The sequence below is a fragment of the Enterobacter sp. CFEC122 genome (assembly GCF_052983755.1).
The window spans coordinates 46,070-72,991 of sequence record NZ_JBRIQR010000010.1 but is presented as its reverse complement, the minus strand read 5'-3'; the positions used below and the strand labels follow the sequence as shown (position 1 = coordinate 72,991).

Below are 26,922 nucleotides of genomic sequence, written 5' to 3'. Positions count from 1 at the left end.
CCTGAGTCAAATACGTATTGCCTGTCCGGCACTGATTTTCGCCAGCATCTGCTGGCTTACCTGGCTAAGATCGACCACTTCGCTCACGCCACCCATATTGATGGCCTCGCGCGGCATGCCGAACACCACACAACTTGCTTCATTCTGCGCAATCGTCCAGGCGCCAGCCTGGTGCATTGCAAGCATTCCGGCGGCCCCGTCGTTGCCCATCCCCGTCAGGATCACCCCAACGGCGTTGCGCCCCGCATGTTTCGCCACCGAATGAAACAGCACATCCACCGACGGACGGTGCCGGTTGACCGGCGGTCCGTCATGAATTTTGATTTGATAGTTAGCGCCGCTGCGCGCCAGTTCCATATGCTTGTCGCCAGGGGCGATATAGGCATGTCCCGGCAGCACGCGCTCGCCGTCTTCCGCCTCTTTCACGCTGATCTGGCACAGCTTGTTCAGGCGTTCGGCGAACGAACGGGTAAAGCCTGGCGGCATATGCTGCGTGATCAGAATACCCGGACTTGAGAGCGGCAATGGCTGGAGTACATGACGAATTGCCTCTGTTCCTCCGGTTGACGCGCCAATGACCAGCAGTTTTTCCGAGCTGAGTAAGGGACCGGCCTTCAGGGTCGCAGGCGCGGCCATCGGCGTGTGGGCGGCAAGCTTCGCCCGCGACGCGGTGCGGATCTTCTCGGCGATCATCTCGCTGTACGCCAGCATCCCCTCGCGAATGCCGAGCTGCGGCTTGGTGACAAAATCCACCGCTCCCAACTCCAGCGCGCGCAGGGTGATTTCCGATCCTTTCCCGGTCAGGGAGGAAACCATCACCACCGGCATGGGCCGCAGCCGCATTAATTTTTCGAGGAAATCTATGCCATCCATGCGCGGCATCTCGACATCCAGCGTTAGCACGTCGGGGTTATATTTTTTAATTAAATCCCGCGCTACCAGCGGATCGGGGGCGGTTGCCACCATCTCCATGTCGCTGTGGCTATTGATAATTTCAGTCATGATCTGACGCATCAGCGCTGAATCATCGACGGACAATACCCTGATTTTACTCATGCTTTTTCCTTACTCAGCGCATATACCGTTTGCCCACGCAGGCTAAACTCACGCACGAGGTTGCTGAAGTTTTCCGAGTGCCCGGCAAACAGTAAACCGTCAGGCTTGAGCAACGGAACAAACCGACGCAAAATGTCCTGTTGCGTCGTTTTATCAAAATAGATCATGACGTTACGGCAAAAAATGGCGTCGAACGGCCCCGGCACGTTGTACTGCTTATCCAGCAGGTTAACGGGCGCGAATTCGACGCTGTTCGCCAGCTCCTGGCGTACGCGTACCAGGCCTTCATGCGGGCCCGTGCCGCGCATGAAATAACGCTGCAGCTGCTGCGGCGACAGCGTTTTCAATTCATCCTGGCGATAAACGCCGTTACGCGCCTTCTCCAGCACTTCGGTATCGATATCGCTGGCGTAGACCTTCCAGCGTCCCGGCGCCATCCCCAGCGTATCGGCAAGGGTGATCGCCAGCGAGTACGGCTCTTCACCCGTCGAGGCGGCCGCACTCCAGACGCGATACTCCCCGGTGCGCCGGCGCGCATGCTCGGCCAGGACCGGGAAGTGGTGGGCTTCACGGAAAAACGCCGTCAGGTTGGTGGTTAACGAGTTAATAAAAGCCTGCCACTCGGCGCTGTTCTGGTTCGCCTCGAGCATGCTCAGATAGCGACCAAAATCATCCAGCCCCAGCGTACGCAAGCGCCGCACCAGACGGTTGTAGACCATGTCCCGCTTATGATCCGCAAGCACGATCCCCGCACGCTGGTAGATTAACTGACATATCCGACGAAAATGCGCGTCGGACAGCGCGAGGCGCTGTGTCATCTGCAACAATAATGACGTTTGCCCAGGGGGCATTGGTGATGTCATAGCGCCTTCTTAATTACATTCAGGATACAACTGGCACGGCCTGCGACCGCCCGACTTCTGTTACTGCTTCAACGTGCTCTTTCACATTAAATACCGCGACCAGTCCGGTCAGACGATCCGCCTGGCTGGCCAGTTGATCGGTTGCCGCTGCCGCTTCCTCAACTAACGAGGCGTTCTGTTGCGTCACCTGATCCATCTGGGTGACCGCCTGAGCAACCTGCTCAATCCCGCGACGCTGTTCATCCGACGCCGAGGCAATCTCGCCCATGATGTCGTTCACCCGCGTCACCGAGGTGACGATTTCGTGCATGGTTTGTGCCGCCGTATCCACCAGGGCAGAGCCTTGCTGAACCCGTGACACCGATTCTTCAATCAGCACCTTAATTTCTTTCGCCGCGTTGGCGCTGCGGCTCGCCAGGTTACGCACCTCACCCGCCACCACCGCAAATCCGCGCCCCTGCTCCCCGGCACGCGCCGCTTCAACGGCAGCATTCAGCGCCAGAATGTTGGTCTGGAACGCGATACCGTCAATCACGCTGATGATGTCACCAATTTTCTGTGAACTGGTGGCGATCTCCTGCATGGTGCTGGCGACATGGGACGCCTGGTCGCCGCCCTTCTTCGCCGTCATCGCCGCCTGTTTTGACAGGTCAGATGCCTGACGCGCGTTATCGGCGTTCTGGCTAACCGTCGCGGTCAGCTGCTCCATGCTGGCTGCCGTCTGCGCCAGCGAGGCCGCCTGCTGCTCGGTGCGGGATGAGAGATCGTTGTTACCCGCCGCAATCTCTGAGATCCCGGTGTGCATGGCATAACTGCCCTGACGCACGTCGGATACCGTTTCCCGCAGCGATCCCTGCATCGCCTTCAGGCTGGCAAAAATTGCCGAAATTTCGTTCTTGCCGAACACCGCCACCGGACGCGCCAGGTCGCCTTTCGCAATGCTGTCGAAGTGGCTGCTGATAATCGCCAGCGGCTGCACAATCATTTTGCGTGACCAGAGCAGCGCGGCGCCGGTCAGCAAGCCCGCCAGAATCACCATCACGCCGAAGATGACGCCCGACATGTGATAGCTGGTGCGGCTTGCTTCACCGGCGCGCAGAACAGACTGATTGATATCCTGCTGCCATGCGTCAAAGCTGCCGTCAAACGCCGCCTGCGAGGCCTGAACCGGCGCGGTCATAAAGTCCGACAGCTGGTTGTTCTCAAGCCACGTCGCCTGATGGTCGAGATCGCTGTACCACTGTTCAAAATGGGTCTTCATGGCGGCCTTCAGCGCTTTCTCTTTCTCGCTGCCGGTGGCCTGTGCCGCAAAGGCCTTAAACTGTGCGTCAGCCTGTTTCAGGCTGTCGCGCGCGGTGGCCATCAGCGCCTTAATGTCATCCGGCGGATAACTTAGCGCGGTTAAGGTTCCCGCCTTGTTCAGCGCAGTGCTTGCCTGCAACAGCACGGCACGGGTTTGTGCCAGTGCGGAGCGCTGCTGATTACTCGCCTCAACGTCCTGCAAATTCTGATAGCCATCGCGAAACGCCCAAAAAGACAACCCGTTACTGCCAACCTGCAACACACCGCAAAGGATCAGAATCAAAAACAGTGTGGTCGAGATACGAATACGATTTAACATCCACGCTCCCATCAAGCGGCAAGCAGCCGCGGTTTAATTGTCAGTCAAAATGTTTCCCAGTTTTCATCTTGTCCGGTCGTCGCGGTACGCGTACGGTTGGCAGCCGGTTCAGCGGCTGGCGCGCGGTACGTCGCCTGCGGGGTGACCGTGTTTCCAGCGAGTGAAGCGAGACGAAACGCCGAGACGGCCATCTTCAGACGGCTCGCCTGGTCTTCCAGCGCAGCGGCCGCCGCAGCGGACTCCTGCACCAGGGCGGCGTTTTGCTGTGTCACGCGATCCATTTCCGATACCGCCAGGGCAACCTGGTCGATACCACGACTCTGCTCATCAGACGCAGAGGCGATTTCACCCATGATGTCCGTCACGCGGGTGACGGCATTCACGATGTCATTCATGGTCTCCCCGGCGCTTTCCACCAGCACGGAGCCGGTATCCACGCGGGAGACGGAATCTTCAATCAGCGATTTGATCTCTTTTGCCGCGTTGGCGCTGCGGCTGGCCAGGTTGCGCACTTCCCCGGCCACCACGGCAAACCCGCGTCCCTGTTCGCCCGCGCGCGCCGCTTCCACGGCGGCGTTCAGCGCCAGAATGTTGGTCTGGAAGGCAATGCCGTCGATAACGCTGATGATGTCGGCGATTTTCTTCGAGCTCTCGGCGATGTCGTGCATGGTTTTCACCACGCCATCCACCACGCGGCCGCCGCGCTGCGCCGTCTCGGAGGCGCTTTCCGCCAGCTGAGACGCCTGGCGGGCGTTATCGGCGTTCTGCTTCACGGTCGCGGTGAGCTGCTCCATGCTGGCCGCCGTCTCTTCCAGGGCGGACGCCTGCTGTTCAGTGCGCGAAGAGAGGTCGTTATTGCCCATCGCAATTTCGCTGGTGCCGGTATAGATGGCATCCGTGCCGCTACGCACGTTGGCGACGGTATCGATAAGCGAACGCTGCATATGGTCAACGCTGGTTGCCAGCTCGGTGATCTCATTGCGCCCGGACACGGTCAGCGTTTTGGTCAGGTCACCGCCGGCAATGTCACGAATGTGGGCGATGACGCGACCGAGAGGGTTCAGCAGGATATGGCGAATGCCGTACCAGACCGCGATCAGCACAATGACCAGCGCCAGCGCCAGCACCGCCATCTGCCATTTCGCAAAGCGGTAGTCATTCTGGCTTTCAGCAAACGCGGAGTGATACAGATCGCCACTGACCTTTGCATATTCCCCCAGCGCCGCGCCGAGGGCGTTTTGCATCCCCTGCGTCGGCTGCGCGAAATAGGCGTCCATGTTGCCGCTCTCCAGGAACTGAATCAGCTCTGCCAGACCGGCATGGTAGGCGTTGTATTTTTCGTCGATATTCTGGCTCACCCGCTCCATCGCAGGCTGCGGGGTGATTTTCTTAAAGGCCTCGTAATGCTTTGCGGCATCCGCAAGTGTCGCCCGGGCATTTTTCAGCAGATCGGTTTTCGCGCTGCTCTGCTGATTGTTGGGATCCATCATCATGCGCGCGGACGAGCGGCTCAGGTTGATACGCGTTTGCAGCATCAGATCCCACGTTGAGGTGAGTTCACTCTGCTGCAGGCGGAGATCGTTCGAGGCCGCAAAGCTGTCCTGGTTCTGTTTTAATGACGAGAAAAAAAGCCCGCCGGAGATAAGCTGAAGTAGTGCGAAAATGACCAGCACCATCATAAGCATTGTGACAACGCGGATACGGTTCAACATACAACACCTTCTCATAGATTTATTAACGGTGTTATCGGCACAGCCAACAGGAACTTTACATTTGAGAAAGGGAAAAGCGCGGGGTTAGAAAGCCACGTCGACAATCAGCGTATCGGTGTAGGTTCCGGCGGGTGGCGTGGCCTGATTAGTCAGCACTTTCGCGGTGTAGTTGTAGGTACGCAGTAACCCGTCGGCACTGACCTGCGACGACGTCGCGCTGGTCCAGCGTTCGCTGCCGCTGCCGCCCCAGCGGTTACCCGTGGCTTCTTTATAGATGTCATAACTGAGGTAGTTACTGCCGCTTACCATCCGGCGCACGTTATTCAGCGCGTTAGCACCGTTGTTAATGCCGATGGTATACGTACTGCCTTTGGTACAGGTGACGGCAATCGCCTGTGAGACGGTGGGGAAACTTTGTACCAGCGGCGCGCTGTTGAAGTTGACGTCCGGCGTGGTCATGGCGCTGCAGTCGTTGGTGACGGTCATATCCAACGTGATGCTGGTTCCTTTCGTTCCGGTTTGCAGTCCCGACAAACACGCGTTGAGCACGCCCACCGAGCAGACTCTATAGGTGATATCGAAGTTTAGCGTCACCTGATAAGGACCCGCGGTCACATTTTGCCCCGGTACCGTGCGGAAATAGAGAGGGATATTGTATTGTTTGCCGCCGATCAGATTTAACAAGGTACTGCTGTCCCAGGTATAGGTTTTACTGGTCTGCACTTCGCTGTTGTTAGCGCAGCCCGACTGCCCGCACAGGCGCGTCGGGATCACATCGGTGATGGCCGCGTTGTCGGTGCGCTTCATGGTCGCACGACCATTGGCCGAAACGGTAGCTGAGACAAAATTCAGCGTGATGGTGTCCCCGGTCAGCAAGTTCACCAGCGCATCACAGGCTACGACCAGTGTTCCGGTGGTTGCCACTTCGCCAGAACCACTCAGCGCGAATGAGGTTACACTCCCAAACGCGGCGTTAACCGTACTGACTCGACAGTCAGCCCAACTGCCGCTGGCCACCAGCAGCAGAAGCATAAACAGCAGGCGCGTCATGGCGCCTCCCGGCACACCAGCGGACCGTAGGTTTGCAGCTTGTGCTCCGGGTTGGCTCCCACGGTCAGGGTGACCTTGCAGCGTTTTCCGTCAGGCGCGATCACCTCCAGCGGATTCACATCGCTAAGGTTTTCCAGCCAGGCAATACCGTCATACCCCACCACCGCATTGCTGCGCGAGGCACGCCGGACCTGGCTTCCCACCGGCAGCGCCTGGCCGCGCGCATCGTGGAGGATGACGCTTGCCACCCTCTCCTGCTCCATCGGGAAATCGACCAGATAGCCGCTGTGACGCCGAATCGCAATTCGCCGCTCGGTCTCTTTCAGCCGGGTGTCCGCCGGCAGGTTCAGGGTATCAATGCGGTAGCTTGCCGGGTAATACGCCGACACCCCGCTGACCAGCAGGTAACCGTTGTTATTCGTTTTGCCAACGGGCTGGTTCTCATAGCTGACGGGCACGTCCGGATGGCCGTCGGTACTGATGACCACAAACGCATCGTTGATCTTATTCGCCGCGAACAGCTCGCCGTCCATCAGAACAATCGCGCCCATCGCCTCGCCCCACCAGGTCATTATGTCCCTTTCGCCGTAGCCGCCGCCCTGCAGCTCAATATTGTTATTACGCCAGCCCAGCGTGCCCTGCTGATAGTCACTAGATTTTGACTGGTTGGCCCAGGCCATGTTCCAGCTAAAGCCGCCGTCAGACGGCATGGAATGGTTGTAGTTAATGCGCTGGGTATTGCCCGCATCCGGGGTGTTTTCGACGGTGAACGCGGCGCTGTCGCGTGCCCCCAGCGGCACCTGTAGCGACAGCGCGACCGTCCAGTCTCCCCGCTGCTGGTCCCGGCTCCCGGCGAGGTAAATACTGCTCGCGCCCCACAAATTACGGCTCCATGAGAGATTAAGCAGCTCGGTTTTTTGACTGTCAAAACTCTCCACGCCAATCCAGGCTGCGCCGATGTTGCCGTACTGTCCCAGGTTGAAGGTCAGAGAATACTGGTCCGTATTGCGGCTGAAGCTGGCGATGGGTTTATCGTTCTCGTCATACACCGTAGGCTGGTCGTACAGGGCCAGATTGCCAAAGCCGCGGTCCCGACGCGTGTGCTGGGTGGCCACGCTGAACTCGCTGGTGCTGTACTGGTAACCCCAGTTGATTTGCCCGCCCGCCTCCCCGCGCATGCGGCTTTGCGAGTAAGAGGTATTCACCACGCCAAACTGGCCGAGTTTAATCACCGTCCCGGCCCCGCCCAGTGCCAGCGCCTGCGCCCCTTCGGCATGACCCTCCAGCGTCAGCCAGTCCGTCACCCCGTAGCGATACGAGCCGCTGCCTGCCGCCGGGCCGTAGTCAAAATTCTTGATACCGTAATTACGCCGCAGGCTGCCCAGCGTCACGGCGCCGTCGTTCAGCCCTTTTTTGAGCAGGTCGCTGGAGACGTAAAACGGCAGCGTGGTGCTGACCTGGCGCCCTAATGCATCCGTCGTGACCAGTACCGCATCCCCGGCGCCGTTGATATAGGGCAGATTGGTCAGGGTGAAGGGGCCCGGCTGAAGCTGGGTTGAGCCGGACCGATAGCCGTTGATAAAGAGATCCACCGAGGTGGGTACCGCCGCTTCCCCCGCGAATTCGGGCAGCGGCCACGTCACCAGGTCAGGGCGCAGGGAAAAATCTCGCCCGACGCTGATCCCCCCCATCCGCACGCTGGAGCTCCAGCTCAGGGCATCGCTGATCACGTCCCCGACGCTCCAGCTCATTGCGTCATCCTCGTGAGTGAACAGCAGGGTCGTGTCATAGCGGACATACCCTTCCTGCTGACCGTCGTTACCGGTGAAATTTTCCCGGGCATAGCCGGTGGAGGAAAACGAGCCGTTCTCATTGAAATAGCGGAATTCATGCCAGAGGGACGCCTGTCCGCCGATATGCTCCGTGTGGTTGGTGTAGAGATCGTAATTGAGCAGCGCGCCGCGCCCGAAGTGCGGTTTGGCCTGCGCCGTTTGCGCGCCGAACGGCGTCACGCGGGATGCAACCCAGTCCCGGGGAACGGTCAGCAGCAGACGTTGCCCGGCGCTGTCGTACTCCACCCGAAGCTGAGAAAGCGATGAGAGATTCACCTCTCCGGCAGGAACATGTTCCGGGGGCAGTCCCGCGCGCAGCAGGTCAGCGCTGGAGATAAAGAAAGCGCCTTTGCGCTGCGTCACGGGCACGACCAGACCGGTCTCGTAGTGGTTGAGCACGAGGGCAAGCTGGAAGACCGCTTCATCATGTATCGCCTGTGCCTGGGGCGGCGGCGGAAGGCTGTCATCGCCGGACTCAGCCCAGGTCGCGGAACTGACGCAAAGCAGTATCATCATCGCCGGCTTCAGTTGACGGGCGTCGACTGCCATTGTGCGTCCCTGGCATTAATCTGCGCGCTCATCCGCTCTGGCTGACGAACGCCTGCGGGTACCGGCCAGCTGCGGGTGCTGCCGGGAAGTACGTAACCCAGCAATCCCTCCGCGACCGTGCGTTTCTGCCCTCCCTGCTCCAGCGCCACCTGGCTCAGCCTGACATGGACATCCCCCCGATTCCGAACCTCCAGTACCGGCTGCCCATCCGCTCGCGTCACCCGCCAGCTCAGGTTCCGGGTCTCCACCAGCGCGTGATGCGCCCCCTCTTTTATTGTCGGGATCCCCTGGCCATACACAAACAGCGGAATGGAGTAACGCATCTGCAACTTGAGGCCGATGGCGGGTTCTGCTTTGGCATCAGTCTGAGGAATTTCATCCACAATAATGCGGTAGGCCTGTTCGACGCCTGCGGGAACGGGGGCCTGCTTAATAAGACGGATAAGCTGCTTGCTGCCTGTTCCAATCGTGACGATGGGCGGGCTGGCGACCACATCCTGCTGCGCGGCGTAGCGTTCGTGTCCGTCCTCCTGCTTCCAGCGCACAATACGCACCTGCATCGTGGTGGCGCTGTTTCCCTGGTTCTGGATCCACAGCTCCGTGGCGTTGGCGTCTGCCGCAAGCCACGGGTCGATCGGCCAGAGCAGAATGGTGGCTGCCGCCTGCGCCTGACCGGTTGCCACAGCCATTCCCAACGCGCCCGCCAGACAAACAGGTCTGAAAACTGGCTTCATCAACACTCTCCCTTTATTACCATGACAAGGACACGGTGAGCTGACCGGAATACGTTCCTGCCGGGCTAAATCCGGTCAGTAGCGCCACGCCAAAAAGCGGCAGCGCGATGTTATTGCTGTTGCTATAGGTCACCGGTATCGCCTGGTTGACGCCAATTTCGCTGTTCGCTGCCAGCGAGCTGCTGCTGTAAAGCCGGTATCCCACCACGTCGGCGCCGTTCGAGCGCTTCATGCGGCGAACGGTTGAATAATTCTGTCCGCCATTAATGCTCATGCTCAGCGCCACGCCCGGCGTGCAGGCGATAGACAACGCCCCGTTTGGCACAAAGCTGGTGCTTACCGGTGCGCTCTCGACGCCGTTATGGGTGCCAAAATCCAGCGTCCCGAGAACCCCTCCGCTGCCGGTGGCCACCGCGCATCCCGGAACAATCGTCGCGCTGACCTTAAAGGACTGCGACGTCACCGCCTCCGCCGCGGGCGCCATCAGCAATCCGACGATCAGCGCGAAAAAAGGCTGCACGTGTCCCTCTGCGCATATGCGCAGACCAGTAAGAGTTGCCTTCATGGCGGTGCAGGACTAATAGGTGACGCTGACGTTAATCGTGTCGGTGTAGGTGCCCGGGACGACCGTCACGCTGTTACCGCCGCCGGTAATACGCCCGTAGAGGGTGTAACTGTCCACCCCTCCGGCCGTAGAGGCGATCGGCAGCGCGGTGTTATTGGCAATCACGCTGTTAAACCCGCTGTCGCTGTACAGGCTGTATGCCACGCCCTGTGCCGCGTTGGCGGTGTTAACCAGATAGCGCGCAGGGGTTCCCGGGGTGCCGACAACGGTGCCGGGTGCGGTGGAGTTGGTGTTGCCGGTGATCGCCACCGTATAGCTGGCGGTCGTACATTGAATAGTGAAGGTGTTTCCGCCGCTGGCGCCGGTGAGCTGCGTGGTCAGAGTGGAAAACGTTGCGGGATGGGTGCCGAAATCCAGTGTCCCGAAGTTAATGCCGTTTTGCGTGGGCGATCCGTTTATCAGACAACCGTTCGTGAGCGTCAGCGTCGCGCCGATGGTGCCGCTACTGGTAACGGCCAGCGCCTGATGGGCCGTTGTCGCAGTCAGTAAGGTGCCTGCGCAGATCAAAAGGAGTTTTCTTTTCATTTACCACCCTCCAGAAGACGTCTCCGTTCCCTTGCCACGTTTTATTTTTGTCGTTCAAGATGTTAGCCCCGCTTAATGTTCCTCTGAGGGGGGTTATTGAGAATTTAGTTTACGGATATCGCTTCGACCACCTGCCCCTTAACGCATAAGCACTTTGTCTTATTGACTTCTTATTGCCTTAAATAACAGAGAGTTAAATTATTTTTTTCAGCATTTTCATGCTATCAGTAGAGAATATATCCATTAAAGTGTGATGCAGATCACAATATATCGTCAGGGCAATAACAACAAAATTAATAAAACTTAAAAAGGAGTTGTATCCCCCTACGCTTTGCGTCAATTTATGTGCCGAATAATTTCCCGCGTCGTAATAAAAAATTTATATGTATCGGTGCGGGCTACATCTGAAGCGCATAGAGGGTCTTTTTTCGTGGCAAGTGCAAACAAACTCACACTCTTCATCGTGATATTCATGCTGGCGGGTATTCTTTCAGGGGCAGCAATTCATGAATATGCATCTGCGGATGCCATCAAAGCCTGGTCGGATAATATTACCCTTCTGACCGATATTTTCCTGCGACTGATCAAAATGGTCATTGCACCGCTGGTCTTCAGTACGCTCACCGTCGGCATTATGAAGCTGGGCGAAACCTCCACCATTGGCCGCGTGGGCGGCAAAGCGATGGTGTGGTTTATCAGCTCATCCGTGCTCTCAATTCTGGTCGGCCTGTTTATCGTCACGCTGGAGCATCCGGGCAGCGGGCTGAACCTGACCGTCCCGACCGAAGCGGTGGATACCGGATTAGCCGTTGGGGGGATGACGCTGAAAGCGTTCCTGTCTCACACCATTCCGACCAGCATCGCGGGGGCGATGTCGAACAATGAGATCCTGCAGATTGTGGTGTTCTCAATGTTCTTTGGCATTGGCGGCGCGTCGCTGGGGCAGAAGTTCAACGCCCCGCTGGTGGCCGCGCTGGACGTGGTTTCTCATATTATGCTGAAGGTCACAGGCTACGTGATGTACGTTGCGCCGCTGGCCATTTTCGCGGCAATCTCCTCCGTCATCGCCACGCAGGGCCTGGGCATTCTGTTGAACTATGCCTCCTTTATTGGCGGCTACTATGTTGCCATTCTTCTCACCTGCATGGTGCTGCTGGCCGTGGGTTACATGGTGCTGAAAAAAGAGGTGTTCCGCCTGGTCAGCATGCTGAAAGATCCGGTTCTGGTGGCGTTTACCACCAGCAGTTCTGAAGCGGCCTACCCTAAAACGCTGGAGCAGCTGGAGCGTTTTGGCTGCTCGCGCAACATCGCCTCTTTCGTACTGCCGATTGGCTACTCCTTCAACCTGGTGGGGTCGATGGTGTACTGCTCTTTCGCCTCGATGTTTATTGCGCAGGCGTACAACATTCATCTGAGCTTCTCTGAGGTGACGGTGCTGATGCTGACCCTGATGCTGGCCTCAAAAGGGATTGCGGGCGTACCGCGCTCCTCGCTGGTGGTGCTGGCCGCGACGATCCCAAGCTTTAACATTCCGGTCGCCGGTATTCTGCTGCTGATGGGGATCGACCACTTCCTGGATATGGGCCGTTCCGCAATTAACGTTCTGGGTAATGGTATTGCGACCGCCATGCTGTCGCAGAATGAAGGTGCGCGGGACGCGGAAGCTGAAGCTGAAGCTGAACTGGTAAAGCAGGAAGCGTAATGGCATGAAAAAGCCGGGTGGCGGCTTCGCCTTACCCGGCCTACAAATGGCTCGAACGCGTAGGCCGGGTAAGCGTCAGCGCCACCCGGCTTTGTTTTAGGCTACGCGACTCGCCGCGATATCCTGCAGTGAAGACGGCCCCCGAGCATTAACGTATGGGTGGCCATGAAAGCTGAGCAGGTGGAGCAGGATGTAAAAAAGCCGGGTGGCGGCTTTACCTTACCCGGTCTACAAATGGCTCGAACGCGTAGGCCGGGTAAGGGTCAGCGCCACCCGGCTTTGTTTTAGGCTACGCGACTCGCCGCGATATCCTGCAGTGAAGACGGCCCCCGAGCATTAACGTATGGGTAGCCACGGAAGCTAAGCCGGTGGAGCAGGATGTAAAAAAGCCGGGTGGCGGCTTCGCCTTACCCGACCTACAAATGACTCGAACACGTAGGCCGGGTAAGCGTCAGCGCCACCCGGCTTTGTTTTAGGCTACGTGACTCGCCGCGATATCCTGCAGTGAAGACGGCCCCCGAGCATTAACGTATGGGTGGCCATGAAAGCTGAGCAGGTGGAGCAGGATGTAAAAAAGCCGGGTGGCGGCTTCGCCTTACCCGGCCTACAAATGGCTCGAACACGTAGGCCGGGTAAGCGTCAGCGCCACCCGGCTTTGTTTTAGGCTACGTGACTCGCGGCGATATCCAGCAGCGCCATCTCATCGCTGTTCAGCAGCTTCTCAATGTTCACCAGAATCAGCATACGCTCGCCGAGCGCGCCCAGACCGGTCAGGTATTCGGTCGACAGCGTGACCGCAAACTCTGGCGCAGGACGAATCTGATCAGAGGTCAGGGAAAGCACGTCAGACACGCCATCCACCACGATCCCCACCACGCGCTGCCCCAGATTCAGGACGATCACCACGGTGTTGTCGTTGTAGTCAACGTCGCCCTGGCTGAACTTCACGCGCAGATCCACGATGGGCACAATGACGCCACGCAGGTTGGTGACACCTTTAATAAACGCAGGCGTGTTAGCGATGCGGGTAACCTGGTCGTAACCACGGATTTCCTGCACTTTCAGGATATCGATGCCGTACTCTTCATCGCCTAAAGTGAATACCAGAAATTCCTGTCCTGATGGCTCGCCCGCCAGTTTCGTTACATTACTCATACCGGTCATGTTATTACCTTCTACTTAATCAGGCGGCTGTGTACGCCACACGTTGTTCACGATTTAATCCCTGAAGCGCCGACACGTCGACGATCAGCGCCACGCTACCATCACCCAGAATGGTGGCGGCAGAAATACCCGGCACTTTGCGGTAGTTGCTTTCGAGGTTCTTCACCACCACCTGGTGCTGACCGATCAGCTGATCGACCAGCAATGCGTAGCGGCGGCCCGCGCTTTGCAGGATCACCACGATACCCTGCGTAGCCTCTGTCTTCGCCCCGTCCACTTCGAACACTTTCCACAGTTCCACCAGCGGCAGGTACTCACCGCGAACCTCGAGCACGCGCTCCCCGCCCGCCAGCGGATGCAGATCTTCCTCACGCGGCTGGAGGGATTCCATCACGGCGTTCAGCGGGAGGATAAAGACTTCGTCCGCCACTTTGACGGACATGCCGTCGAGGATCGCCAGCGTCAGCGGCAGCAGGATGCGAATGGTCGTGCCGGAACCCTGTTTGGACTGGATCTCAACGTGGCCGCCCATCTCCTGGATGTTACGTTTTACCACGTCCATGCCCACGCCGCGCCCGGAGACGTCGGTCACCTGCTCTGCGGTAGAGAAGCCCGGTGCGAAGATCAGCATGCCCACTTCTTCGTCGGTCATGTTTTCATTGACCGCCATTCCCTGCGAAATCGCTTTTGCCAGGATGCGCTCGCGGTTCAGACCGGCGCCGTCATCGGTCACTTCAATGCAGATGTTTCCGCCCTGATGTTCCGCAGACAGGATCAGATTCCCGACCGGGGATTTCCCGGCGGCAATGCGGTTTTCCGGCAGTTCGATACCGTGGTCGAGGCTGTTACGCACCAGGTGCGTTAACGGGTCAATGATGCGCTCGATCAGGCTTTTATCCAGTTCGGTTGAGCTGCCCATCAGGGTCAGTTCAATCTGCTTGTTCAGCTTGCTGGCGAGATCGCGAACCAGACGCGGGAAGCGGCTGAAGACATATTCCATCGGCATCATACGGATGGACATGACCGATTCCTGCAGATCGCGGGCGTTACGCTGCAGCTGGCCCATGCTGGTAATCAAATCCCCGTGGGTGACCGGGTCGAGTTCGTTTGAACGTTGCGCCAGCATCGACTGGGTGATCACCAGTTCGCCCACCAGGTTAATCAGCTGATCAACCTTCTCAACGGCGACACGGATGCTGGTTGACTCGCTGGAGCGCGCGGCAGGTTTTTCACCACGGCCCGGTGCAGCAGCCTCTTTTGGCACCGCCTTCAGCGCCGGAGCCGCAGGCGCCACAGCCGGTGCGGCAGCCTGAGCGACAACAGCCGCCTCTTCCACAGCCGCAGGAACGTCAACCGCGACCGTTTCGGTTTCGAAGGCGATTTGATCGGCTTCAATCACAAAGCACAGCACCGCCACGATATCGTCCTGGCCAATACCGTCATCAAGCGTCGCGGCCAGGCTGTCTTTGCCTTTAACCACGTTGCTTAATTTCGCCAGGTTACCCAGCTCTTCTTCCAGCAGGTTAACTTCATTCTCTTTCAGGCGAGACAGCACCACGCGCAGTTTGCCCGCCGGTGCGTCGGCAGGGGCAGACGCCTGTGCGGCAACCGTATCCACAACGCTCAGTTTTGCGGCAGGAACCACGGCTGCGGCAACCTCACCTTTGGCTTCCAGCGCGAGCTGGCGCAGCGCATTGCAGATGTATTCAAAGCTGGCGGCATCAGGCTCTGCCGAACTTTTATAGGCGTCGAGCTGTTCCTGCATAATATCTTTGGTTTCCAAAAACAGGTTGATAATATCGGTATTGAGCTGCATCTCACCGCGTCGTGCTTCATCAAGCAGGTTTTCCATTAAATGGGTCGTTTCCTGCAGGATGGTAAATCCAAACGTTCCGGCTCCGCCTTTAATGGAATGCGCCGCACGGAAGATGGCATTGAGCTGCTCGGAATCCGGTGCTTCGGGCACCAAATCGAGCAAGTGTTGCTCCATATCGGCCAACAATTCGTCGGCTTCATCAAAGAATGTCTGGTAAAAATCGCTAATATCCATGCTCACGCTATCACCTCGGATTGGCTGGTGGCGATGTTGGAACGGCAGCCGAAGGAACGGCCCCAGGCTGTTTTAAATCGTCCAGTGACTCATTCTGACTTTCGGCGTTTTCATGCAGGATGGCCTGCTCCGCCTGCTGGTTCAGCACTAAAAGACTGATACGACGGTTGATGGCATCATCCGGCCCGCGGTCGGAAACGCGCATGTTTGCGGCCATGCCGACTACGCGCAGTACCTTGCCATCATCAAGCCCACCTGCCACCAGCTCGCGGCGCGAGGCGTTGGCACGGTCGGCAGAAAGTTCCCAGTTGCTGTATCCCTTCTCCCCACTGGCGTACGGGAAATCATCCGTGTGGCCTGACAGGCTGATTCGGTTAGGAATGCCGTTCAGCACCGGTGCAATGGCACGCAGAATATCGCGCATGTACGGTTCGACTTCCGCACTCCCGGTTTTAAACATCGGGCGGTTCTGGCTGTCGATAATCTGGATACGCAGCCCTTCCTGCACCAGGTCAATCTTCAGATGCGGTCGCAGCGCGCGCAGCTTCGGATCCGCTTCAATCAGCTGATCGAGATCGCCACGCAGTTTTTTCAGCCGCGCCTGTTCCATCTTTCGTTTCAGCTCGTCGATGTTCGGCTCTTTTTTCACCTCACCCTTCTGCTGGGTGTAATCATCGCCGCCGCCCGGGATCGGGCTTTCGCTGTTAGAGATACGCGGCCCGCCGGCCACCGCCGTTGCCAGCGGCGTGCGGAAATATTCGGCAATCTGGATCAGCTCTTTTGGGCTGGAGATGGAGATCAGCCACATCACCAGAAAGAACGCCATCATTGCGGTCATAAAATCGGCGTACGCGATTTTCCACGAGCCGTGGGCGCCATGCCCACCGCCCTTGTGCTTGCGTTTTTTTACGATGACGATCGGATGGGACTGGTTTTTCATGCGTCCTCAGTTGTCGTCTGTTGGTTTGGGTTTTTCACCGCACGCACGTGTTCTTCAAGCTCGATAAACGACGGACGCTCGCTGGAGTAAAGCGTTTTACGGCCAAACTCAACCGCGATCGGTGGCGCATAACCGTTGAGGTTAGAGAGCAGCGTGATCTTCACACACTGCATCATTTTGGTGGTTTCCGCGCTCTTCTGGCGCAGCACGCTGGCCAGCGGAGAGATAAAGCCGTACGCCAGCAAAATACCGAGGAAGGTGCCCACCATCGCATGGGCAATCAGCGCGCCGAGCTCGGCTGCCGGACGGTCCGCTGAGGCCAGGGCGTGCACCACCCCCATGACCGCAGCAACGATACCGAATGCCGGAAGCGAGTCGCCGACCAGCGCCAGGCTGTTAGCCGGCACTTCCGATTCGCTTTCATGGGTTTCAATCTCTTCATCCATCAGCGCTTCGATTTCGAAGGTATTCATGTTGCCGCTGATGATCAGTCGCAGATAGTCGACGATGAAATCCAGCATCATGGCATCAGCAAGAATGCGCGGATAGCTGGCAAAAATTTCGCTCTCTTTCGGGTTTTCAATATCCCGCTCAAGCGAGAACATGCCCTGCTGACGCGACTTCGCCATCAGGCGATAGAGCAGTGCCAGCAGATCCATATACATGCTTTTGGTGTATTTTGAGCGACGGAACAGCAATGGAATTGCTTTCAGCGTGCCCTTGATCGATTTACCGTTGTTGCCAACGATAAAAGCCCCTACCCCTGCGCCGCCGATGATAATAAGTTCAGCCGGTTGATAGAGTGCTCCAAGGTGCCCGCCGGTCATCATGTAACCGCCGAAAACTGTACCGAGAACTACCAGGTAACCTAATAAGATAAGCACGACATCATCCTTCCGCTAGTGACTATGGCAAGGACGTCCAGCTCGCAGCGTTGACCGTTCGCGGGGTAAAAAAAAGCAGCGGTAATCGCTTACCGCTGCTGGAATCTTTCCCACACGTTCGGGTTAAACAGCTTGTTCGATCTGTTCATCCAGCAGTTGTGGAATAATATCGGCAGCATCCCGGGAAAGTTTACGTCTTTTTACTGCACGGGAAGGAGGCTGACATAAACTACAGGCGAAGCTGCCTGCAGGTTGGTGAGCATGGGTAATAAAATTGCCGTTGCAGCAGTTGCAGCGCGACAGCTCAAGCATTCCGCTCTCAACAAAACGCACCAGCGTCCATGCGCGGGTCAGCGCCAGCAGAGGACCTTCTTCCTGCTGTGGGCATTGTTCAAGGTAAAGTTTGTAGGCTTTGATCACGGCGTCAACGCCGCTACACAAACCGGTTTTGAGAAGATACTGCCAGGCATTACAGAACATGGAAGCGTGAATATTCTGCTCCCACGTCATAAACCAGTCGGTAGAAAACGGCAGCATGCCTTTCGGCGGGGGACTACCACGTAACTCTTTGTACAGTTTGATGAGACGACCACGGCTCAACTGCGTCTCGCTTTCCAGCATTTGTAAACGAGCACCCAGTGTAATCAGCTCCATGGCCAACTGTATGTCACGCGCTTCCTGAACAATGCTTTTCTCGCTCATTGCTAGGCCCTTTTCTTACGGGCTACGTCATCAGGCTGGCTGATTTCGTTAAGCAAGCGAGTAGAGAGAAGAATACCGGTATGGATCTGTTGAAGATCGTCTAAACGGGACTCCTTCGTCAGACGCGTTATAGTCTGAGAGTCATCAAAACGGAACTGGCAAACCAGTTGATTCGTTTCAGCCAGTTTAACCATCTGCGGGAGGGTTAAACCACCCAGCATGGTTGCCATCTCTTCGTTAATACCCAGACGAAACATCGCGGACGCCTTGTCCTGACTAATCAAACGCTGCGCGAGCAGTAAATACGACAAATTGATGTCATAGATATGTTTTAGCAACTCGGATGTATGCATTGTTCCCATCCCGAATAACCAACTATTATTTTTATGCGGAAAGACCGCACCCCGTGATGTCGCCGGGAAATCACCCGGTATAAAAAAGAAAAGGCTAAATGCATAGTTGAATTTAGGTTTGTATTCATCGAAACGCGTAAGAGAGGAAACGCGAATGCGTCTCTTACATGTTTTATCATTTCTTACAAATAACTAAGATTTTTCCTAATTCGACGCAAACTCTACTCGTCAGTTTTGACACATACAATCTAGCCATCCTCAAATTTAAAAAAAATGTGATCTACGTCACACAATTTAAGTGAATATGACCCATAAATCCATCAGTATGACTTGTAATTTGTTCAATTATTAACCAATCGACACTGTTTTGTATTCTTAATTGACGAATACTCATGCAGAAGGGGGATCAGAACTGGCATGCAACGTGCTTTTCCTCGGGTGGGCGTCGCGCGGAAACATTTACATCATTCACCCCTCCGGGAAACATTTTTCTTACTGTGAAAAAACATAGAGTTATGCAGGCAGCCCAAAAAAGATGTTTCAGAGCGTGATCATTCGAAATGATTTTGTAACGCATCAAAACGATTCAACAGTCAAGGCATAAAATTGTGTGATTTACGTTAAGTTGTTAATTTTTTTCATTTAGGCGCATTTTTCAGTTATTCTTCTTATAAGAATAATTAATGAATAATTATGATAAGCTTCACACTAATGTCGTAATCAGCCCTTGCAGAACCCGGAAAATCGCGGTAAAGGTGATCAAACGCTGTCAGTCAGACACCCAAGGAGTGCGCCATGAGTTACTCCCATCTACTTGTTTCTGTTGCCGTTTCCCCAGAAAGCCATCAACTCGTCGCCCGGGCAGTTTCCATTGCCAGACCTCACAATGCCCGCATCAGCCTCATCACGCTTGCGGCCGAACCCGAGATGTATAATCAGCTGGCTGCCCCCATGCTGGAGGATATTCGTGAGGTACTTCAGGAGGAAACGCAGCAATTTCTGCGCGAGCTGGTCGAAAAGGCACACTATCCTGTCTATGAAACTGTAATTGCGACAGGAGAACTTAATGCCCATATTCTCGACATGTGTCGTAAACAGAATATTGATTTAGTGATATGCGGGAATCATAACCACAGCTTTTTATCGCGCGCGGCCTGCGCGGCGAAATCCATTGTCGCATCAAGTCAGGTTGACGTGTTATTAGTGCCGCTTGGGGGGCGTTAACCCCCCAGGGAAATATCAGGCAAGTTTAGGGAAAGTTGCGATCTTTTTTTGTAAATCGCCTTCATGGCTTTGTGGGGCGATATCGCGGAGATCCTGAATAAAACGCGCCTGCCAGTGGTTAATATCGTTCATCCGGATCGTCTCCATCATTTCAGCATGGCGGGAAATACGTTCCGTGAGCGGCATGGTCAGCGCGCGGTTCAGGGCATTCGCCACGTCATCGCGATCGTAAGGGTTAACGATAAGCGCCGACGTGAGCTCATTCGCGGCCCCGGCAAACTGGGAAAGCACCAGAACACCCGGATCGGCGGGATCCTGCGCTGCCACGTATTCTTTCGCGACCAGGTTCATCCCGTCGCGCAGCGGCGTCACCAGGCCAACGTCCGCATAGCGGAAGACCTTCATCAGGATCTTGCGGTCGAAGTGCTGATTCAGATAAAACAGCGGCGTCCAGCCCAGCTGCCCGTAACGGCCATTAATGCGCCCGGCTTCTGTCTCCAGCTGATGGCGAATATCCTGATAGGCCTGAACCTCACCGCGCGACGTCGGCGCTATCTGGGTATAGCGAATTTTACCGTGGTGCTCCGGATATTTATCCAGCAGCGTTTCATACGCCAGGAAGCGTTCCGGCAGCCCTTTAGAATAATCAAGACGCTCGACCGAGAAGATATTTTTCACGTGCTTGAGTTCATTCTTAAGCTGCGCCAGCTTCGGCGGCAGCGGGCCGGAGGCCTGCTCCGCGATTTCGTCAGGTTCAATCCCTATTGGATACACTTCGGTGTGGAACGTTTTTCCCCACGCCGTATGGGTTTTCCCGCCTTTGGTCACCAGACGCGCTTTCCCTGACACGGAGTCAAGGAATGCCAGTCGGTCATTTTCCGTCTGGAAGCCCAGCAAATCGTAGTCACACAGCGCCTCCAGCAGCTCTTCATGCGGCGGCAGCGCGGTAAAAATTTCCGGCGTCGGGAACGGGATGTGCAGGAAGAAGCCAATCCGGTTATTCACTCCCCTCTTTCGCAACTCTCTGGCGAACGGCAGCAGGTGATAATCGTGGATCCATAAAATATCGTCTTCTTCTATTAAAGGCAGCAGTTTATCCGCCAGCAGCGCATTCACGCGCGCGTAGCCTTCGAAGGATTCACGCTGGAATTTGACCAGGTCAAGGCGATAGTGAAACGCCGGCCACAGGACGGCATTCGAGAACTGCGAGTAATACTCGTCGTAGTCTTTCTCTTTCAGTGCAAACGACGCCCACGTGATATTCCCGCGCGTCACTTTTGTGAGCGGTTTCTCTTCTTCACTGATTTCTCCGCTCCAGCCAAACCACAGCCCGCCAGCGGCTTTCAAGGCACCTAACACCCCTACCGCCAGGCCACCCGCACTGGCTTTTTTATCATCAGGCGGTGCGATTCGGTTAGAGACGACGACTAAGCGACCCATAATGGTTTCCCCCTTTGTTTTGCGCTATTTGTTGTTGTTGCTGGTTAGCGATATCAGATACCCACTGCCAGACGCTGGCGACATCCGCCAGCCGCCATTCGGCGACAGTGTCACCAGGCCCTACCTTAACGGCGATCCCTCCGGCCTGATTAACCACACGGAACCCGGCCTCGTCGGTCAGGTCATCCCCAAAGAAAACAGGCGTCCGGCCCTTAAATGGCGCCTCCGCCATAAATGCGGTGATGGCTGCGCCTTTATTAATCCCCTTCGGCTTTAACTCCACCACGCATTTGCCCGGCTGCAGCGCCAGCTGTGGATGCGCATCCGCAACCGTCTGAGCAAGCGCGAGCACGGCATCTCCGTGCTGCGGTGCCTGGCGATAATGCAGGGCAAAGGCCATGCCTTTGGCTTCCAGTTCGGTGCCAGGCAGGTCGGCCAGCGCAGCAGAGAGCCGCTTCTGGAGCGTTTGCGTAAGTGCGTCGGGGAGTGAAACGATATGCGTTTGATCATGGATGTCGCGGCGCTCCGCTCCGTGTACACCGGCCAGCGGAAAGTGGTATGGACTGGCGAGCAGATCCAGCTCGGCCATTGAGCGCCCTGATATCAATGCCAGTGCTCCCTCATTCATGAGCGAGAGCTGATGCAAATCCTGTAACACCGCCTCCGGAATAGACACCTGATCGGGGTGCGGTTTTATCCCGGCGAGCGTGCCGTCGAGATCAAAAAAGAAAGCATAATGTCCGGGCAGTACAGGCGGTGCGGTTAACAAGTCAGCCACCCTTTTCCTCCTTACGGTTGACGAGAGGTAAACGCCTTTACCTCTTTCATAGCCATGTAAGTATAGACAGTGTGACGTCGCTCGCCATTTGACAACCGCCCCGCCAGTTTTACTGGCGGGGCGGTGAAGGGGTCAACTATGGTTATAAGTTGAGCAATAAAAGAGGTGCCAAACGGTTACACGGTACGCTTCGCTTTTTGCTTGTAACGGTCGAAAATCACCGCTGCCAGCAGGATCAGACCACGCACCACGTACTGCGAGAACGGCGAAATATTCAGCAGGTTCATGGCGTTCTCTACCGTGCCCAAAATCAGGATACCGGCCACCACATATGAGATTTTTCCGATGCCGCCCTTGAGGGAAACGCCCCCTAACACGCAGGCCGAAATAACGATCAGCTCATAACCGATAGAGGTCATTGGCTGGCCGCTGGTCATACGCGACGCCAGAATAATCCCCGCCGCGGCAGAAACGAGCCCCGAGAGCACAAAGATAATAATCTTGGTGCGCACCACCGGCACCCCGGCCAGACGGGCGGCCTCTTCGTTACCGCCAATCGCCAGCGTATTACGGCCAAAGGTGGTCCGGTTAAGCAGGAAGCCGAACAGGATCAGGCAGGCCACGGTCAGCCAGATAGGCGCAGGCAGACCCAGCCAGTTGGCGTAACCCAGCGTAAAGAAACGCTCGTCTTCAATCCCCACCGCTTTACCGTCGGAGATGATATAGGCCAGCCCGCGGACAATTTGCATTGTCGCAAGCGTCGTGATCAGGGCGTTAATCTTCAGGCGCGCGATAACAAAACCGTTCACCAGGCCGCTGATGACGCCGAGTAACAGACCGGCAAAAACGCCAATCCACAGGCTCTCCGTCATGTTGATCACCACGGCCGTCGTAACGCCTGCACAGGCAATCACCGACGCCACCGACAGGTCAAAATCGCCGGAGGCCAGACAGAACAGCATCCCGCAGGCCACCATCCCGGACATGGAGATGGCGAGACCCAGCCCCTTCATATTAATGAAGGTGGCAAAGTTGGGGACAAAGATCGCGCAGGCGACGAACAGTGCGGCAAACACCACCAGCATGCCGTACTGATCCCAGATACGCCCAACGCTCAACGCCGACTTCGACTTCGGCACTCCGGATGTAGTAACAGAGGACATCATTAACTCCTTACTCAGGCGACGGCCTGGCTAACTTTAGGCATGGCGAGGTTCAACGCCTGTTGTTCATTCGCCTGTTCATGAAGTAATTCGCCGGCAATTTCGCCTTCACGCATCACCACAATGCGGTCGGCCACGCCCAGCACCTCCGGCAGATCGCTGGAGGCGAAAAGCACCGCCACGCCGCGTTTTGCCAGCTCATAGATCACGTTATAAATCTCGTGTTTTGCCCCCACGTCGATACCGCGCGTCGGCTCATCCAGCAAGATGACCTTCATATCCTCCGACAGCCAGCGGCCCAGAATGGCCTTCTGCTGGTTTCCGCCTGACAGATTCATGATCAGCTGTTCCGGACCCGGCGTTTTGATATTCAGTGAACGAATATGGTGGTCGGCATTACTCGACTCCCAGCTATCGTTTATCAGGCAACCTGCGCGAATAAACTTACGGCGGGCGGAAATATTGATGTTGTCGCGTACCGAGTGCACCGGAATAATGCCCTCTGCTTTCCGGTCTTCCGGACAGAGCATCATTCCCGCCCCGATCGCGTGGGCCGGTTTCTGAATGTCTACCCGCTCGCCGTCAATGGAGACCTGCCCATCGGTAATACGGGTACCGCCGAACAGCCCTTTCATCAATTCGCTACGCCCCGCGCCTACCAGACCAAACAGGCCGACGATTTCACCGCTGCGTACGGATAACGAAATCGGCGTTCTGACGCCCGGCGCTTTTACGCTATCGAGGCGCAGACGCTCAGGGCCGTACTGGCGAGGCTGCCAGTGATAGATATCACCCAGATCGCGTCCGACCATCGCCTGAACAAGCTGGTCATGGTTCACCTGCGCCATGTCGGTAAAGGTGCGCACATAGCGTCCATCTTTAAACACGGTGATGGCATCGCTGAGAGCAAATATCTCTTCCATGCGGTGCGAAACGTACAAAATCGTCCGGCCTTCCTGACGCAATTCGCGGATCACGCGGAACAGATTTTCGATTTCACGCTTAGAGAGCGAACTGGTGGGTTCATCGAAGGCAATTATTCTGGCGTTACGCGCCAGCGCCTTGGCAATTTCAACCATCTGCCACTGGCCGATGGAGAGATATTTCAGCGGCGTCTGGGGATCGACGTCCAGCCCCAGGTGTTTTAGCTGCAGCCCCGCTTCATAATTAAGTAGCGAACGATTCACCACGCCGCCTTTGTGCGGGAGCTGTCCTAAATAGATGTTTTCCGCCACGGTCATCTCAGGGATGAGGTGCAGCTCCTGATAGATAATGGCTACCCCGGCATTGAGCGCCGCCGTGGTATCGGCAAAAGCGACCTCTTCGCCGCGGATCGCCAGCGTGCCGGTCGTGGGCGAGTAGTTGCCGCTGAGGATTTTCAATAGCGTGGATTTTCCCGCACCGTTTTCCCCCATCAGGGCATGAACCTGGCCGGCATAGCAGTCGAAGCTGATATCGGTCAGCGCGTTAACACCGGGGAAGGTTTTCCCGATGCCGCGAAAAGAGAGATACGGATCAGACTGTCGCATAACGTCTCCGTGATTCCTGTAGTGTGTACGTCAGGCCCCTCACGCAGGATGAGGGGCACAATCACCGCGTATTACTTCCCGCCCAGTCCTTTTTTCGCCAGCTCCTCTTTGAAGTTGTCGCGGGTGATGAGCACCACGTCGGTCACTTCGGTAAATTTCGGCGGTTCAGCTCCTTTGGTGACCCAGTTGTAGAGCATCTCGCTGGATTTATAGCCGTGAACGTCCGGGCTTGGCAGCAGTGAGCCGTAGAAGCCGGTGGCCTGCGCTTTGGACAGCTCGCTGACGGCGTCAACGCCGTTGATGCCAATCCCGATCACGTCAGGTGCCTTGAAGCCCTGACCTTCCGTCGCGCGCACGCCGCCCAGCACGGTGTTGTCGTTCATGAAGACCACCAGCCAGTGTTTGACCTCCGGATGCTGAACCAGCATGGAGTTGGCGGCGTCGAAAGCGCCCGGGATATCGTTAGATTTGGTGGGGACTTTGTAGATTTGTTTTTCCGGGAAGCCGGCCGCCTTCAGCGCGTCCATTGACCCGGTTGTACGACGACGCGCCGTGTCCAGCTCATCCGCTGTAATAGCCATCACTGCGGTCTCTTTGACGTCCCAGCCGCGTTTTTGCATCTCTTTATAGAGTTCCTGGCCCTGACGTTCGCCGATTTTTGTCGCGGCCATCATGACCAGCGGGACGCTGTCCATCGGCTTGCCTTTGGCGTTCACGAACTGATCGTCAACGGCAATGACCTTCATGTCGTAACCGCGGGCTTTTGCCGCGATGGCCGAGCCCAGCTTTGGATCCGGCGTACAGATAACGAAGCCTTTCGCACCGCTGGCCGCCAGGCTGTCGATGGCGTTCAGGGTTTTCTCACCGTCAGGCACGGCGATTTTAATCACTTCAAAACCTAAATCTTTCCCGGCCTTATCGGCGAATTTCCACTCCGTCTGGAACCAGGGCTCTTCGGGCTGTTTTACCAAAAAACCGAGTTTTAAATTCTCAGCAATAGCGGATTGTGACATAACGGCAGCCAGACCGATGGCCGCCAGCGCTTTAGTAAATTTGTGCATGGTAAACTCCAGCTTTAGCTTTCTTTTCTGTAGGGAATATGTGCGTGCTTCTTATTTAATCGGACTTAAAACAAGGCATTAGCGCTTACCTCGTTATAAGCGTTATTGCTGGTGATAGTTTTAGCGGGAAATTAATCATCCATAAGAGAGCCCCATCACACCGCAGAATTACAGTAATTGCGTACATAAATTCAGCGAAAAATGACATAAAAAAGGCAGTATTTGTCAGACAAATGAAATGAGGGTAAGCAGGATTATCCATAAGATTAGCTAAGATATCCCTGATGCCCCGGATCGGGCACGAGAACGCCGGACGTCAGAAAAGTGCAGTATGTTTTTCATCAAAAATGCCACACGCGCTGAAAATTATTTACTCCACAGAATTTGATTTAGCGCAATTTTATTAATGCACCTGATATACGGAATAATTAATCCGTGATTCATTTTTTTACGGAGCATTATTCCGGTTTAATATTCCCGAAAGAGTAACAGCATATCTCTTCGATAAAAAATGTTGATTATCAGAGGATTATCTAAATACCTATCTATGGCGAGCTAATTGTATTTCTGTACTATATTAAAGTTTGTAATGTATGGTAAACACAGCCAATTTAAGAGTTTTCTTAGACCAAAGACAAGGGTATGCTTATTTATATCGAACACAGGAAGTGAATTTCGGTCGACTTCGTTTACTGCAGAAAGCGTATTTCTGCTCTTTTTCTTCGTACTTGCCTGGTGCTCAGGTTAAGCAACGGACATCACGTCCCACCGTCAATAAGGATATGAGTATGGCTACCCAAACGATGATGCAAAAACTTAACGCGCAGATGAACCTTGAGTTCTACGCCTCCAACCTGCACCTTCACTTAAGTGCCTGGTGCGCTGAGAATAGCCTCACGGGCTCTGCCACCTTCTTTCGCTCTCAGGCACAAAGTAACGTCACCCATATGATGCGCGTTTTTAACTTCCTGAAAGCTGCCGGGGCAAACCCTGTTGTTAAAGCCCTTGACGGGATAAACGAGAGCTACTCTTGTCTGGAAGAACTGTTTCAGAAAACGCTTGAAGAGTATGAGCAACGCTGCAGCACCCTCAACAAACTGGCCGATGAAGCCAAAGCGCAGCAGGACATTACGACGCTCAGATTCTTACGCGATATGGATAAAGAGCAGCAGCAGGATGGCCTGCTGCTGAAGACGCTGGCGGATGAGCTGCATAACGCGCAGCAGGCAGGTTTATGTCCTGAGCAAACCGACCGTCACCTGCTCGACATTGTGGCGGTGCAGCACCACTGAGTTTCTGGCCTGCTTCCGTCCCGGGGAGCAGGTCCCCTTCCCCTCTCCAACCTTCTGCTTTTGCTGAAATTTA

At 55.9% G+C, this 26,922-nt stretch carries 23 protein-coding genes; 3 read left to right on the top strand and 20 right to left on the bottom strand.

Features of this window, described 5'->3' with window-relative positions; translation table 11 throughout:
* Positions 1 to 6 precede the first annotated feature (6 nt).
* The 9 genes from ACVCAM_RS09160 to ACVCAM_RS09120 form a co-directional block, all read right to left on the bottom strand.
* The gene (locus ACVCAM_RS09160; protein WP_008500430.1) at positions 7 to 1,056 is read right to left on the bottom strand and encodes a protein-glutamate methylesterase/protein-glutamine glutaminase; all 1,050 of its coding nucleotides are present in this window, start codon (positions 1,054 to 1,056) and stop codon (positions 7 to 9) included.
* Positions 1,053 to 1,919 (bottom strand): protein-glutamate O-methyltransferase CheR, encoded by an 867-nt coding sequence (gene cheR, locus ACVCAM_RS09155; RefSeq protein ID WP_320752174.1) that lies wholly within the window; start codon positions 1,917 to 1,919, stop codon positions 1,053 to 1,055. The genes ACVCAM_RS09160 and cheR overlap by 4 nt, the downstream gene beginning before the upstream one ends.
* A 19-nt stretch (positions 1,920 to 1,938) precedes the next feature.
* A complete protein-coding gene (gene tap / locus ACVCAM_RS09150; protein WP_023344434.1) occupies positions 1,939 to 3,540 on the bottom strand; it encodes a methyl-accepting chemotaxis protein IV in 1,602 nt (533 codons plus the stop codon).
* Between the two features lie 44 nt (positions 3,541 to 3,584).
* The gene (gene tar, locus ACVCAM_RS09145) at positions 3,585 to 5,252 is read right to left on the bottom strand and encodes a methyl-accepting chemotaxis protein II (RefSeq protein ID WP_407223483.1); all 1,668 of its coding nucleotides are present in this window, start codon (positions 5,250 to 5,252) and stop codon (positions 3,585 to 3,587) included.
* A gap of 84 nt (positions 5,253 to 5,336) precedes the next feature.
* Positions 5,337 to 6,302, bottom strand: coding sequence for a Csu type fimbrial protein (locus ACVCAM_RS09140; protein WP_023293967.1), 966 nt, complete (start codon positions 6,300 to 6,302; stop codon positions 5,337 to 5,339).
* A complete protein-coding gene (locus ACVCAM_RS09135; protein WP_407223484.1) occupies positions 6,299 to 8,683 on the bottom strand; it encodes a fimbria/pilus outer membrane usher protein in 2,385 nt (794 codons plus the stop codon). Before ACVCAM_RS09135 ends, ACVCAM_RS09140 begins: the two co-directional genes overlap by 4 nt.
* On the bottom strand, positions 8,659 to 9,417 hold the full coding sequence (locus tag ACVCAM_RS09130) for a fimbrial biogenesis chaperone (RefSeq protein WP_288450624.1): 759 nt from the start codon (positions 9,415 to 9,417) through the stop codon (positions 8,659 to 8,661). Before ACVCAM_RS09130 ends, ACVCAM_RS09135 begins: the two co-directional genes overlap by 25 nt.
* 16 nt (positions 9,418 to 9,433) lie before the next feature.
* Positions 9,434 to 9,982 carry a Csu type fimbrial protein gene (locus tag ACVCAM_RS09125; RefSeq protein ID WP_407223486.1) on the bottom strand — a complete coding sequence of 183 codons (549 nt, stop codon included), beginning with the start codon at positions 9,980 to 9,982 and terminating at the stop codon, positions 9,434 to 9,436.
* Between the two features lie 12 nt (positions 9,983 to 9,994).
* Positions 9,995 to 10,567 carry a Csu type fimbrial protein gene (locus ACVCAM_RS09120; RefSeq protein ID WP_032675048.1) on the bottom strand — a complete coding sequence of 191 codons (573 nt, stop codon included), beginning with the start codon at positions 10,565 to 10,567 and terminating at the stop codon, positions 9,995 to 9,997.
* 430 nt (positions 10,568 to 10,997) lie between these two features.
* On the opposite strand from ACVCAM_RS09120, the gene ACVCAM_RS09115 reads away from it, so the two are divergent.
* Complete coding sequence (locus tag ACVCAM_RS09115; protein ID WP_095428325.1) at positions 10,998 to 12,269, top strand: dicarboxylate/amino acid:cation symporter; 1,272 nt, start codon at positions 10,998 to 11,000, stop codon at positions 12,267 to 12,269.
* Positions 12,270 to 12,929: 660 nt separating this feature from the next.
* Here ACVCAM_RS09115 and cheW read toward each other — a convergent pair.
* The 6 genes from cheW to flhD all read right to left on the bottom strand — a co-directional run bounded on the left by cheW (position 12,930) and on the right by flhD (position 18,362).
* Positions 12,930 to 13,433 carry a chemotaxis protein CheW gene (cheW, locus tag ACVCAM_RS09110; protein WP_008500420.1) on the bottom strand — a complete coding sequence of 168 codons (504 nt, stop codon included), beginning with the start codon at positions 13,431 to 13,433 and terminating at the stop codon, positions 12,930 to 12,932.
* A 19-nt stretch (positions 13,434 to 13,452) separates the two neighbouring features.
* The gene (gene cheA / locus ACVCAM_RS09105; RefSeq protein WP_023293970.1) at positions 13,453 to 15,489 is read right to left on the bottom strand and encodes a chemotaxis protein CheA; all 2,037 of its coding nucleotides are present in this window, start codon (positions 15,487 to 15,489) and stop codon (positions 13,453 to 13,455) included.
* Between the two features lie 4 nt (positions 15,490 to 15,493).
* Positions 15,494 to 16,423: a flagellar motor protein MotB gene (gene motB / locus ACVCAM_RS09100; protein WP_447093577.1), complete on the bottom strand. Its 930-nt coding sequence runs from the start codon at positions 16,421 to 16,423 to the stop codon at positions 15,494 to 15,496.
* The gene (gene motA / locus ACVCAM_RS09095; protein ID WP_008500417.1) at positions 16,420 to 17,307 is read right to left on the bottom strand and encodes a flagellar motor stator protein MotA; all 888 of its coding nucleotides are present in this window, start codon (positions 17,305 to 17,307) and stop codon (positions 16,420 to 16,422) included. The genes motB and motA overlap by 4 nt, the downstream gene beginning before the upstream one ends.
* Before the next feature lie 123 nt (positions 17,308 to 17,430).
* Positions 17,431 to 18,009 carry a flagellar transcriptional regulator FlhC gene (gene flhC, locus ACVCAM_RS09090; RefSeq protein WP_008500416.1) on the bottom strand — a complete coding sequence of 193 codons (579 nt, stop codon included), beginning with the start codon at positions 18,007 to 18,009 and terminating at the stop codon, positions 17,431 to 17,433.
* Between the two features lie 2 nt (positions 18,010 to 18,011).
* Positions 18,012 to 18,362 carry a flagellar transcriptional regulator FlhD gene (flhD, locus tag ACVCAM_RS09085; protein ID WP_407223487.1) on the bottom strand — a complete coding sequence of 117 codons (351 nt, stop codon included), beginning with the start codon at positions 18,360 to 18,362 and terminating at the stop codon, positions 18,012 to 18,014.
* 795 nt (positions 18,363 to 19,157) lie between these two features.
* Here flhD and uspC point away from each other — a divergent pair.
* Entirely contained in the window at positions 19,158 to 19,586 is a 429-nt protein-coding gene (uspC, locus tag ACVCAM_RS09080; protein ID WP_008500414.1) for a universal stress protein UspC, read from the top strand.
* A gap of 15 nt (positions 19,587 to 19,601) precedes the next feature.
* Here the strand turns inward: uspC and otsA are convergent, their stop codons facing one another.
* The 5 genes from otsA to araF form a co-directional block, all read right to left on the bottom strand.
* A complete protein-coding gene (gene otsA, locus ACVCAM_RS09075; RefSeq protein ID WP_025912277.1) occupies positions 19,602 to 21,026 on the bottom strand; it encodes an alpha,alpha-trehalose-phosphate synthase in 1,425 nt (474 codons plus the stop codon).
* Complete coding sequence (otsB, locus tag ACVCAM_RS09070; RefSeq protein WP_025912276.1) at positions 21,001 to 21,804, bottom strand: trehalose-phosphatase; 804 nt, start codon at positions 21,802 to 21,804, stop codon at positions 21,001 to 21,003. Before otsB ends, otsA begins: the two co-directional genes overlap by 26 nt.
* 176 nt (positions 21,805 to 21,980) lie before the next feature.
* Positions 21,981 to 22,970 carry an L-arabinose ABC transporter permease AraH gene (gene araH / locus ACVCAM_RS09065; protein ID WP_171843394.1) on the bottom strand — a complete coding sequence of 330 codons (990 nt, stop codon included), beginning with the start codon at positions 22,968 to 22,970 and terminating at the stop codon, positions 21,981 to 21,983.
* A gap of 11 nt (positions 22,971 to 22,981) precedes the next feature.
* Positions 22,982 to 24,496, bottom strand: a complete 1,515-nt coding sequence (gene araG, locus ACVCAM_RS09060; RefSeq protein ID WP_025912275.1) for an L-arabinose ABC transporter ATP-binding protein AraG — start codon at positions 24,494 to 24,496, stop codon at positions 22,982 to 22,984.
* Between the two features lie 71 nt (positions 24,497 to 24,567).
* Complete coding sequence (gene araF, locus ACVCAM_RS09055; protein WP_447093576.1) at positions 24,568 to 25,557, bottom strand: arabinose ABC transporter substrate-binding protein AraF; 990 nt, start codon at positions 25,555 to 25,557, stop codon at positions 24,568 to 24,570.
* Positions 25,558 to 26,345: 788 nt separating this feature from the next.
* On the opposite strand from araF, the gene ACVCAM_RS09050 reads away from it, so the two are divergent.
* Entirely contained in the window at positions 26,346 to 26,849 is a 504-nt protein-coding gene (locus ACVCAM_RS09050) for a non-heme ferritin-like protein (protein WP_008500408.1), read from the top strand.
* The last annotated feature ends 73 nt before the right edge of the window (positions 26,850 to 26,922 follow it).